Source organism: Pseudonocardia xinjiangensis (assembly GCF_012911925.1).
GTDB classification, from domain to species: Bacteria; Actinomycetota; Actinomycetes; order Mycobacteriales; family Pseudonocardiaceae; genus Pseudonocardia; species Pseudonocardia xinjiangensis.
The window spans coordinates 59259-70085 of sequence record NZ_JAAXKY010000019.1 but is presented as its reverse complement, the minus strand read 5'-3'; the positions used below and the strand labels follow the sequence as shown (position 1 = coordinate 70085).

Here is a 10827-nt window from a genome sequence, read left to right as displayed (position 1 = left end):
GTGGGTGAGCGGCCCGCGTCGTTCCCGGCCGGGGTGGGGGTCGGCTGGCGTCCGGAGATCGCCGCATGGGTCGCCGGCCTCGCCGCGCCCTCCTTCTGCGAGGTGATCGCCGAGTCGATCGATCCGGCAGCGGCACATCGCGGGGTGACGGAGCTCCGGGAGCGGGGTGTCCCGGTCGTGCCCCACGGCGTCCGGCTCTCCCTCGGCGGCGCCGAACCCGTCGAGGCCCGCCGGGTCACGCACCTCGCGGCGTGCGCCGCCGCACTGCAGGCCCCGCTGGTGAGCGAGCACATCGCCTTCGTCCGCGCAGGCGACCTCGACGCCGGACACCTGCTCCCCGTGCCGCGCACGCGGGAGGCGCTGGACGTGCTCGCCCGCAACATCCGGCGCACGCAGGCCGAGCTCGACGTCCCGCTCGCGCTGGAGCCGATCGCGGCGCTGTTCGACTGGCCCGAGGACGAGTACACCGAGCCCGACTTCCTCACCGCCCTGCTGGAGCGCACCGACGCGCTGCTCCTGCTCGACGTGGCCAACATCCACGCCAACGCGGTCAACCGCGGCCAGGACCCGGAGGCCGTGCTCGACCGGCTGCCGCTGGACCGGGTCGCCTACGTGCACGTCGCCGGAGGTGCGGAGCACCCCGACGACCCCGGGATCTACCACGACACCCACACCCATCCGGTGCCCGCAGCCGTGCTGCGCCTGCTCGAACGGCTCGTGGAACGGATCGCGCAGGCCCCACCGGTGATGCTGGAGCGCGACGGCCGCTACCCACCCGCCGCCGAGCTGCTGGCCGAGCTGGACGCCATCGCGGCCGCGGCCGGGCACCCGCCCGTCGGGCAGCAGCGGGTGCCCCGGTGAGCCACGACCGCGGCCTCGCGGCCCGGCAGGCCGAGCTGGTGGCGGCGCTCGTCGCGGGCGCACCGGTCCCCCCCGGCTTCGACCTCGCCCGGATCGACGCCACCCGGCGCGCACTCCTGCGCAAGCGCGCGGGCGAGGCGGCGACGGCGTGGCCGCTGCTGGCGGCGTCGCTGGGAGCCGAATGGCCACGTGTCTTCGCCGCGCACCACGCCGGCCGCGAACCCTCCGGCGCCCTGCGCGAGGGCTGGGACGTCGCCAGTGCCCTGCACCGGCGCGGCGAGCTCGGCAGCGCGGCCGGAACCGAGCTGGCCGAGCGGGAGGCCGCGTTCCGGTACGACGGGCACCGGCCCCCGACGCCGCGCCGCCTTCGCCGCCTTCGCCGCCTGCTGCGGGGCGTCAGGAATCTCACGGGCCGACGGTGACCGACCGCGCCGGGCACGAGGGATCCACCCCCTTAAACTCACCGGTAACAACCGATTCGGGGCACCCGTCCCAGCGGACACCACGAGGAGGCCGACCGTGGCGCGCTTGAGCAAGGTTCTCGTCGCGAACCGTGGGGAGATCGCCGTCCGCGTCATCAGGGCCTGCCGCGACGCCGGACTGGGGAGCGTCGCCGTCTACGCCGACCCCGACCGGGACGCCCCCTTCGTGCGCCTGGCCGACGAGGCGTTCGCCCTCGGCGGCACCACCGCCGCCGACTCCTATCTCGCGATCGACAAGCTGCTCGACGTCGCGAAGCGCGCCGGCGCCGACGCCGTCCACCCCGGGTACGGCTTCCTCAGCGAGAACGCCGACTTCGCGCAGGCCGTCATCGACGCCGACCTCACCTGGATCGGCCCCACCCCGCAGGCCATCCGCGACCTGGGGGACAAGGTCACCGCCCGGCACATCGCCACCCGGGCGGGCGCGCCGCTCGTCCCCGGCACCGCCGAGCCGGTGAGCGGGGCCGACGAGGTGGAGGCCTTCGCCGAGGAGCACGGGCTCCCCATCGCGATCAAGGCCGCATTCGGCGGTGGAGGCCGGGGCATGAAGGTGGCCCGGGAGAAGAAGGAGATCGCCGAGCTCTACGAGTCGGCCGTCCGCGAGGCCACCGCGGCGTTCGGCCGTGGCGAGTGCTTCGTCGAGCGCTACCTGGACAAGCCCCGCCACGTCGAGGCCCAGGTGCTGGCCGACACCCACGGCAATGTCATCGTCGTCGGCACGCGCGACTGCTCCCTGCAACGGCGGTTCCAGAAGCTCGTGGAGGAGGCGCCCGCGCCGTTCCTCACCGACGAGCAGCGCAGCACGATCCACGAGGCCGCCAAGGCGATCTGCACGGAGGCGGGCTACCACGGCGCCGGCACCGTCGAGTTCCTCGTCGGGCAGGACGGGCTGATCTCGTTCCTGGAGGTCAACACCCGGTTGCAGGTGGAGCACCCCGTCTCGGAGGAGACGAGCGGGCTCGACCTGGTGCGCGAGCAGTTCCGCATCGCCGAGGGCGAGGTGCTCAACCTGCTCGAGGACCCCGAGCCGCGCGGGCACTCCATCGAGTTCCGGATCAACGGCGAGGACGCCGGCCGGAACTTCCTACCCGCGCCGGGCACCGTCCGGTCGATCTCCTTCCCGGCGGGCCCCGGGGTGCGGGTGGACGCGGGCGTCGAGCCCGGTTCTGTGATCGGCGGCCAGTTCGACTCGCTGCTGGCCAAGCTCGTCGTCACCGGCTCGGACCGGGCACAGGCCCTGGAGCGGTCGCGCCGGGCGCTGGCCGAGTTCCAGGTCGAGGGCATGGCCACGGTGCTGCCGTTCCACCGGCTCGTCGTCGAGGACACGGCGTTCGCCGCGACGGACGAGAAGGACTTCACCGTCCACACCCGGTGGATCGAGACCGAGTGGGACAACACCGTCGCGCCCTTCGAGGGCGGCGAGGACGCCGAGGAGGACGCAGGTCCGCGCCAGACCGTGGTCGTCGAGGTCGGCGGCAGGCGGCTGGAGGTCTCGCTGCCCGCCGACCTGGCCATCGGTGGAGGTGCTGGCGCAGGCGCAGCGGCCAAGGCAGCACCCCGCAAGCGTGGCGGCGGCCGCGGCGGCGCGACGGCCTCCGGCGACGCCGTGACCGCGCCCATGCAGGGCACGATCATCAAGGTCGCGGTGTCCGACGGCGACACGGTCTCGGCGGGCGATCTCGTGGTCGTGCTGGAGGCCATGAAGATGGAGAACCCGGTGATGGCGCACAAGGACGGCACGATCACCGGCCTGGCGGCGCAGACCGGTAGTTCCGTGTCGCAGGGCACCGTGATCTGCGAGATCAAGGAGTAGGCGCACCGCGCGCTCCCGCCATGGAACCGGTGGAGATCAACGCAGGCTCCTGGTACCTGCGCGCCCTGCGCGCCGACGACCGCATCGACGACCGGCCCGCCGTGGTGGCGTCCTGCCTCGATCCGGAGATCCGCCGCTGGCGCCGCAGACCGGCGGCCACCCGGGCGGAGGCCGACGCCTACGTCCGGCTCCGCGCCCGCGAGTGGAGCCGCGACGAGCGCTACACGTGGGCGGTGTGCGAGCCCACCACCGGGGAGATGGTCGGCGAGGTCGAACTGGCCGCTCTCGACCTCGCCGCCCGCACGGCCGAGGCGGCCTGCTGGGCGCTCCCGGCGGCCCGCGGCAAGGGGATGACCACCACCGCACTGTCCGCGGTGCTGCGGTTCGGGTTCGCCGGGCTGGGCCTGCGCCGCGTCACCTACGCCTGGGCCGAGGGCAACAACGCATCGGCCCGCGTGGCGATCAAGTGCGGGTTCCGACCGGAGGCGCGGCAGCCGTCGGCCTGGGTGGTCGACGGGCGGCACATGGACGTCCTGGTGGCGGCCCGGTCGGCGACGGACAGTTGACCTTCGAGCACACAGCGTCCTACCGTCGTCGGGCCAGGCATTCCACAGCGACCCCGCACCGTGCTGGACAAGTGCATAGCGGACAGCAGTGACGCATCCCGTGACCACCACGGGGCCCGGTGACTCCGCCACGCGGAAGTGCCGCGCCGCGGATCCGTTCGCCACGCAGGCTCAGGCCGCGCCGCGAACACGCCCCCATCCCGACCGGCGACCAGGATCCGTATGCCCCCCGACACGTTCGTGACCACCCACATCCACATCGACGGGCCGATACCCGGTCCCCATTCCCTGCTCACCCTCACCTCCGCCGCGCACTCGCCCGACGGAGACCCGACCGCCGTGTTCACCACCAACGTGCGTGAACTGCCCGGTGCCACCCTCCACCCCGTCGCCCTCCAGACCTGGAGGCGGCGGGCGGATGACTGGCTCTCCACCCGCCGGGCGACCCGACCACCCGCCCTCGCGATGAGTGCCTACGCCCAGTGGATCGACCGACTCCCCGGGCGCCCGGTCTTCGTCGCCGACACCGCAGAACCGGACTATCTGTTCCTGTACTGGTACCTGCAACGCTTCACCGGGCACTGGCCCTTCGCCAGGACCCTCACCGATGCGGATCTCCACGCCCGCATCGGATGCTCGACGCTCTGCCCGCTCGCCGGATGCCGGACGCCGGAGACGGTGCTGGCCAGGACGAGCTGACGCTCCACGACGGCCGGTGCGGACTGCAGCCGCACCGGCCGTCGTGCGTCCCGGGGGCCCGCCACGGCCGCCGACCGGCGTCCGGAAGCTCCCCCGGCGCCAGGCCTCCCAGACCCGCGGAACCCTCAGGGGCCCGCCGGGGGTTCGCTCGCCACCCCCGGTCCGCGGTACAGGCGACGAAATGTGCTACTTAGATTCGTCTGCCCCTACACCAGGTATATGAGCGATTAACACCATCTGTCACGAGAGCGATGTTCCCTTGGATGCACACTCGCTCTCCTCGGCGCCCACCAAACAGGCCGGCCGCCTACGCGGAGCTGTGGCGGCGCCTCGAGCATCTCGAAGCACGACCGCCCCGCGGGTCTCCGCCCCGGGATGACCTCAACGAGCGGATCGTCGCGTTCATGTGCAACCACCCGGGCATGAAGCTCACCGCCCAGAACATCGGCGAGGACACGCACGGGTTGGGCACCCCCTGAAGACCCTGGCGAACAGCGGGATCATCGGGAGTGAGAAGGAAGACGGCCAGACCCGCATGTACCTGTGGCCAGCCGCCAACTGACCGGCACATCGCCCCTGATCGCCACAGAACCCCCTGCTCGCCCTGATCAGGGGGCTCTGTTGTGTCCAGGTCAGACGCGGAACTCTTCGCGGATCTAGGCTTGCGGCGGCTGCGGAGTCGGAGTCGGTGTCGGCCAAGCCGTCGTCGGAGGCGGGGGCTGCGTCGGCCGGACCGTCGTCAAAGGCGGCGTCCGAGTCGTCGGCGGAGCCGGAGTCTCGAAGGTCGGCCTCGTCGGCGGCGGAGTCACCGTTGGGCGCGGGGCCGTCGTCGTAGGAGGAGCCGGCGGCCAGTCGACCGTCCCATCGGTCTTGCAGACCATCTGTATCACCGACCCCTGGTTCGGCGCGCTGATCCGGATCTCAACCACGCCTTCGTCGTCGCTGTCGGTATTGCACGGCAGGCCGGCCAGGTTGTCGAGGCTCCCGAGCGAACCCCCCTCGCCGTTTCCGCCCGAACCTCCTGACCCGCGAGGTCCGCGGGGTCCGGCAGGCCCGGCAGGCCCGGGAGGGCCGCCGTTCCGGTCCCACGAGATCGGAGTCTCCTGCCGCGGACCGCGCCTCGTGATGCAGTCGCCGTCGCGACGGTCGAGGAGCATGCGGATCGCGCCGGTCCGCTCATTGACACACGCACGGTAGGTCTCCGCGCCGCCACGGCTGGACATCGCGTAGGCGGTGCCACCGACGAGTAGCCCGACGACCGTCAGCGATGCGGTGACGAGGATAAGACGGGACGGTCGTTTCACACGGACTCCGATTCCGGATGCGCCGGTCGCCGCTGCTTGGGGGGAGCGGAGCGACGGGGAGGCGCGGAGATACTGGGGGCACCGGCCCGTCGCCGAGGGCCATCGGTCCGTTACGCCCAATACCGAGGTTGCGCCATTTGACGCAATGCCCGCCGGAGCGGCGTCGAGCCCCGCCGGCCCCTGCGTCGACGGACACCCGCATCTGCTCGAAGTGCGGCACGATCGAGGGCCGCCTGGAGTGACCCGCCGGGGGGCGGGCCGTCGCTAGCATCCCGGCATGCGATTCGACTGACCTGCCCCCACCGACCGCCTCACCGCCGAGGACCAGGAAGGCTGGTCGCGGATCTTCGCCGACGTCGCGTTCGCCTGCGGCGAGTGCGGCTCCGAGGACACCGTGGAGACCGACGAGCGCGTGCCCGCCGGTACCCACTTCAAGGTCCGCTGCCCGGCCGGACACGTCACCGTGGGCCTGCCGCCCCGCGCATACCGGGAGCCCTGCCCCACCAGCTGACACTGACTCGCTAGCCCCCCTTTAGACTGGTGGACAAGGGGGCCTAGGCTTATCCTCGTGGTGTTCAGAGAGATGAAGCTCCGCGCGGTAGAGAAGGCGCTCATAGCGCACGGCTGCCAGGTCTTGCGCAACACCGGCGACCACACCGTGTGGAAGTGCCCATGCGGCGCGCACCGCGCGCCCGTACCACGGCATCGCGACATCTCCCCGGGCGTAGTACAGAGCGTCGGCAAGCAGATGGCCTGCCTGCCGGAAGGGTGGTTGCAATGAGCACCTACAGCGTCCAGGCGAAGCGATGGGCCCGCGGCTGGGAGCTGCACATCTTCGACGCCCAAGGCGCCGAGGTCGGCGTAACCCAGTCACACACCATCGCCGGAGCAGGTCGAATGGTCCGCGACTACCTCGCGCTGCAGCGCGACGAGGACCCCGACGCCGTTGAATTCACCGTGCGCGCCGAGCTCGACGCCGCCACCACCGCAGAGGTCGAGCAGGCACGCAAAGAGATGCGGGCAATCGAAGAGGCACAAGAACGAGCGGCCGAGCACTGGCGCTCGATCGCCCGTCGGCTCAGGGACTCCGGCCTCACCGGCGGCGACATCGCCGCAGTGCTCGACGTGTCACCCCAGCGGGTCTCCCAGCTCACGAAGGCCTCCTGAAACGACGAAGAGCCCCCGCCCGGACCTCCGAAGAGGCCAGGCGGGGGCTCTCGCGTTACTGCACCTTGTACTTCGCCAGCTCGCTGGCGGCCTTCGCCCGCAGGGCCTCCCATTCGGCGATGGCCCTCACCGCGCCGGCGCGGATCTCGGGTGAGACGTTGCCCTTACCTTCGGCCCAAGCGCTGCTTGTCCTCCACCCAGGCGCGCTGCACGAGGCACTTCGCCATCTCGGGTGTGACCTGCTCGCAGGTGAAGGCGGGGGTGTCGAACGCCGAGACGCGGTGGCGCACCCAGCCCGCTTCGCTGCTGCACACCACCGGATGGGCCAGGGTCGGTTGTCACCCGCAATGCCGGTGCGCCACGCGGCCGCCCACACGCCCTGCTCCTTGCGGTCCTCGGCCCAGGCGCGGCAGCGCTCGATGACCGGGCAGGAGAGGCAGACGCGGCCGGCGTCGACGGCACGGGGCGGGTAGCCGCGCATACGCTCGCCGTCCGCGGAGGGCTCGAAGAGCCGGTAGTCCGCGCCGACGCACGCGCCCTGGGAGCGCCAGTCGTTCTCGTCGCCGAGCAGCTCAGCAAGGAGGGCGGGGTGGATTCCTGGGCGATCAGGCGGACGACCGAGCATGAGCGCAACCAGCTCGAACTGTTCACCGCGCGATCACCGCCCGATCCGTCTCTGCGCCGTACATTGCGCGGACGGAAGCGCCGATGGACTGGTAAGCGCGCAGTTCCGATTCGAGCGCGCGGGCCTGCCGGTCGGCGTGCTTGAACGCGAGCTGGGCGATGTCGCGGACGTCCCGTTCCGCCGCGGTGGCCAGCTCGGTGGCGTCCTTCTTCTCGTGCGCCGGTCCCTCGTGTGAGAGGTAGGCGCTGGCGAACACGCGGTCGTACTCGGCCTCCGCGACGCGGGCCGGGTTATCTGGAAGGGGCCCTGCGGGGGACGGCGATCCCACGCGAGGGGGACTGATCCGGTTCCGTTGCCGCCTAGCTTTCGTGCCCATGGGGTCCTGTTCGGCCAGGTGGCCGGCCTTGCTTGCCGCTGGATGGTCGGCCGGGTACGCGGTGGTCCTCGCCTCGAGGGCGGTTGCCGGCTCACCGTCCTTCAGTGGGGTGACGTTCTTCCCAGCGGGGTGGGTGACGGTGCTACCGGCGGCGCTGTCCGCAGCGTTCTGCCTGGCGACAGGTCTGGGTGCGACGCGCCGGTGGCCGCCCCGATGGCGCCGGCTGCTGGCGTGGCTGGGATGGGCGGCGGGAGCGTCGATGATCGCGTACTGCCTCCTGTTCTGGATCGATCTGACGATGATCTTCATGCTGCCGTTCGGTGTCGACAGCCGGGATCAGCTCGTCGGGCTGCCCTTGCGGAGCGCGGGCGTCGCGGCCGGAGCTCTGACGCTGTGGTGCGCCGCCACGGAGCTTCGCCATGTCCGGTCGGCATGTGATCGCTGCGGCCGGGTTCACGGACTGTCCCCGGAGCGGCGCACCGAGCCGTCGCCGTGGTGGGCCTACGCGGGCGCCTACGTGGCTGTCGCCGGTCTGGCGGCACGGCTCAGCCCCGCACTCGTGGAAGGGCTGAACCTCGACGGACCGGGCGGGGCCGGGTTCACGATCTTCTTCGGCCTCATGGTGCTGGCGGGGACGTTGTTGCCGTTGGCACTTGCTCACCTGTGGGGACGAGTGTGGCCGAACTGGTCGCCGTGGGCCGGGCAGTTCGTCCCCAGGTGGCTGGTGCTCGGGCCAGGAGTGTTCATGGGGGTCGGGTTGAGCGCGTACTTCGGCGTCGGCGGGATGACCGCGATGGCCGTGGGGGCGACACCCGCCGGCCTGGGCGCCGTGCTGGAGATCGGTGGCTACACCCTCTGGGGTGCCGGCCTGCTCGTCGCGTCGACCTCCTACTACCGCCTGACCAGACCCGAGTGTCAGGGCATCCAAACGGGCCTGATCAGTGACGAAGCGGGATGAGGCCTGTCGTGTAAGCGATGACCACGGCCTGCGTGCGGTCGCGTGCTCCGAGCTTGGCGAGTATCCGGGACATGTGGGTGCGTACGGTCTCGACGCCCAGGAAGAGCGCTTGCGCGATCTCGGCGTTGGTCTGCCCCGCGGCCACCTGGGTCAGAACGTCGCTCTCCCGGTCGGTCAGCGCCGGCCCCCGGTAGGTGACCTCTGCGGGGGCCCGGGTGGCCACGAGCGTTCGTAGCGCCTCGGGGAACACCAGGCTCTCCCCGAGCGCGACGGTCCGCACCGCGGTGATGATCTGCTCGGCGTTCGCACGCTTGAGCAGGAACCCGGACGCACCGGCGCGCAGCGCCCCGAAGACGTGCTCGTCGGCGCCGAACGTCGTGAAGACCAGCACCCGCGGCGCGTCGGGCAGCGTCAGCAGCTGCTGGGTGGCCCGGATGCCGTCGAGCTTGGGCATCTGGACGTCCATGCACACGACCGCGGGACGCATGCGGCGGACCAGTCCCACCGCCTCGACGCCGTCGCTCGCCTCACCGACCACCTCGATGTCCGGCTCGGACTGAAGCAGGTTGCGCAGGCCGCTGCGGATGATCGGTTCGTCGTCGACGACCGCGACGGAGATCGGTTCACCCACGGTGGCCCACCGCCCGCGGCAGGTGCGCGGACAGCCGCCATTGGGCGTTCTCGGCGCCCGCCTCGAACCGGCCGCCGAGCAGCGCGACGCGTTCGTCGAGACCGACGAGCCCGCGTCCGCGGCGGCGCGACGGCGCGCCGGTACCGGCGGGGTTGGTCGCGGTGATGACGAGGTGGTCGCCCTCCGGTCTCACCCTGAGGGTGACGGGCCCGGGTCCGCCGTGCTTGGCGGCGTTGTGCAGAGCCTCCGAGCAGACGCGGTACGCCGTGGTGGACAGGAGCGGGCCGACCGGCAGCTCTGCCACCTCGAACGTCACGTCCAGACCGAGCTTGCGATGCTCGTCGACGAGGGTTTCGAGCTGGTCGAGCCCCGGTTCGGGTTGCCGCAACGGCTCGTCGTCGCGCAGCAGTGCCAGCACCTGATCCAGCTCGCCGAGCGCTCGCCCGGCGAGTGCCTCGATCGTGGCGAAGGACTCGGCCGCCACATCCGGATCGCGGCGCAGCAGCCGGGCGCCGGCGGTGGCGTGCAAGGAGATGCCGCTCAACGCGTGCCCGACGCCGTCGTGCAGGTCACGTGACAGCCGGCGGTACTCGGTCTCCTGGTGCAGCCGGGCCGTGACCTCGGCGAGCCGGTCCGTGCTGGTCGGCCCCAGCAGCCGGGACGCGGCCCGGGCCATCACCGCGCCGGCACCGAGGACGAGCCCGACGGTCCCGGCGACGACGCCCACCGCCCCCGCTGCGGTGAGCACCCAGCCCAGCGGGGTCGACGGCCGGGCCAGCCGGACGATGAACTCGGCCTGGCCGCCCCGCACGATGACGACGGCCAACGCGCCCAGTACCCACACCGCGAGCACCACCCACAGCCCGGTGGCGAAGCCCAGGATCTGGTGGGCGGCGGTGTAGACGGCGGTGCGCCACCGGTGCTCCCACCGGAGCTGTTGCGGACGGACGAGCCCGGTGTCGACCCGCAGCAGCGAACGGGCCGCCTCGACCTGCAGGTCGCGGATCCCGGGGAGCAGACCGATGGTCAGCACCGGTACCGACGCGAGCGCCACCACCAGTGCGGGCATCGGCAGCCCGGGCCCGGCCAACGCCGGGGAGAAGGTCCAGACGATGATCGCGATGGCGAGGCAGAATGCGGCGCCTATCAGCAGGTAGACGGCGCGACGCGGCACCTCCTGCCAGTTCATGCGTCCATGATGCCCATCACACCCGCTTCGGGCGCCTCCCCCGTCCGGGGGACGCTCCCTCGATCACGGGGGATGCGCGGTCGGCCGGAGAGGAACCGGTCCCGGCCAGAACACGTCGTCGGCCATCTCCTGCCCGGCGTACCCGGACCTATGCTG

12 protein-coding genes and 1 pseudogene are annotated in these 10827 nt (G+C 72.0%); 8 read left to right on the top strand and 5 right to left on the bottom strand.

Going from position 1 to position 10827, the window contains the following annotated elements; translation table 11 throughout:
* The 7 genes from HF577_RS08880 to HF577_RS08850 all read left to right on the top strand — a co-directional run bounded on the left by HF577_RS08880 (window position 1) and on the right by HF577_RS08850 (window position 6892).
* A complete protein-coding gene (locus HF577_RS08880) occupies window positions 1–861 on the top strand; it encodes a DUF692 domain-containing protein (protein ID WP_169395270.1) in 861 nt (286 codons plus the stop codon).
* Window positions 858–1283, top strand: coding sequence for a hypothetical protein (locus HF577_RS08875; RefSeq protein WP_169395269.1), 426 nt, complete (start codon window positions 858–860; stop codon window positions 1281–1283). The genes HF577_RS08880 and HF577_RS08875 overlap by 4 nt, the downstream gene beginning before the upstream one ends.
* A 106-nt stretch (window positions 1284–1389) precedes the next feature.
* A complete protein-coding gene (locus tag HF577_RS08870) occupies window positions 1390–3156 on the top strand; it encodes an acetyl/propionyl/methylcrotonyl-CoA carboxylase subunit alpha (RefSeq protein WP_211173992.1) in 1767 nt (588 codons plus the stop codon).
* Window positions 3157–3176: 20 nt separating this feature from the next.
* Window positions 3177–3722: a GNAT family N-acetyltransferase gene (locus tag HF577_RS08865; RefSeq protein ID WP_169395267.1), complete on the top strand. Its 546-nt coding sequence runs from the start codon at window positions 3177–3179 to the stop codon at window positions 3720–3722.
* A gap of 222 nt (window positions 3723–3944) precedes the next feature.
* Window positions 3945–4421, top strand: a complete 477-nt coding sequence (locus HF577_RS08860) for a hypothetical protein (RefSeq protein WP_169395266.1) — start codon at window positions 3945–3947, stop codon at window positions 4419–4421.
* Window positions 4422–6293: 1872 nt separating this feature from the next.
* Window positions 6294–6506: a type II toxin-antitoxin system HicA family toxin gene (locus HF577_RS08855; RefSeq protein ID WP_211173978.1), complete on the top strand. Its 213-nt coding sequence runs from the start codon at window positions 6294–6296 to the stop codon at window positions 6504–6506.
* Window positions 6503–6892 (top strand): glycoside hydrolase family 5 protein, encoded by a 390-nt coding sequence (locus tag HF577_RS08850; protein WP_169395265.1) that lies wholly within the window; start codon window positions 6503–6505, stop codon window positions 6890–6892. Before HF577_RS08855 ends, HF577_RS08850 begins: the two co-directional genes overlap by 4 nt.
* Window positions 6893–7056: 164 nt before the next feature.
* Here the strand turns inward: HF577_RS08850 and HF577_RS38045 are convergent, their stop codons facing one another.
* The 3 genes and pseudogenes from HF577_RS38045 to HF577_RS08840 form a co-directional block, all read right to left on the bottom strand.
* Complete coding sequence (locus HF577_RS38045) at window positions 7057–7206, bottom strand: hypothetical protein (RefSeq protein WP_246266102.1); 150 nt, start codon at window positions 7204–7206, stop codon at window positions 7057–7059.
* A 62-nt stretch (window positions 7207–7268) separates the two neighbouring features.
* Window positions 7269–7517 (bottom strand): annotated as a pseudogene (locus HF577_RS40095) (WhiB family transcriptional regulator); the annotation flags it as partial.
* Between the two features lie 22 nt (window positions 7518–7539).
* Window positions 7540–7773: a hypothetical protein gene (locus HF577_RS08840; RefSeq protein ID WP_169395263.1), complete on the bottom strand. Its 234-nt coding sequence runs from the start codon at window positions 7771–7773 to the stop codon at window positions 7540–7542.
* Between the two features lie 229 nt (window positions 7774–8002).
* On the opposite strand from HF577_RS08840, the gene HF577_RS08835 reads away from it, so the two are divergent.
* On the top strand, window positions 8003–8851 hold the full coding sequence (locus tag HF577_RS08835; protein ID WP_169395262.1) for a hypothetical protein: 849 nt from the start codon (window positions 8003–8005) through the stop codon (window positions 8849–8851).
* Here HF577_RS08835 and HF577_RS08830 read toward each other — a convergent pair.
* Complete coding sequence (locus HF577_RS08830; protein WP_169395261.1) at window positions 8832–9482, bottom strand: response regulator transcription factor; 651 nt, start codon at window positions 9480–9482, stop codon at window positions 8832–8834. The two genes, HF577_RS08835 and HF577_RS08830, sit on opposite strands and share 20 nt — an antisense overlap.
* A complete protein-coding gene (locus HF577_RS08825) occupies window positions 9475–10671 on the bottom strand; it encodes a sensor histidine kinase (RefSeq protein WP_169395260.1) in 1197 nt (398 codons plus the stop codon). Before HF577_RS08825 ends, HF577_RS08830 begins: the two co-directional genes overlap by 8 nt.
* Window positions 10672–10827 lie beyond the last annotated feature (156 nt).

Bases quoted from the DNA above. Each gene is read 5' to 3' on its own strand.
- HF577_RS08865 (WP_169395267.1), top strand. From the start codon at position 3,177: ATGGAACCGGTGGAGATCAACGCAGGCTCCTGGTACCTGCGCGCCCTG.
- HF577_RS08860 (WP_169395266.1), top strand. From the start codon at position 3,945: ATGCCCCCCGACACGTTCGTGACCACCCACATCCACATCGACGGGCCG.
- HF577_RS08850 (WP_169395265.1), top strand. From the start codon at position 6,503: ATGAGCACCTACAGCGTCCAGGCGAAGCGATGGGCCCGCGGCTGGGAG.
- HF577_RS08825 (WP_169395260.1), bottom strand. From the start codon at position 10,671: ATGAACTGGCAGGAGGTGCCGCGTCGCGCCGTCTACCTGCTGATAGGC.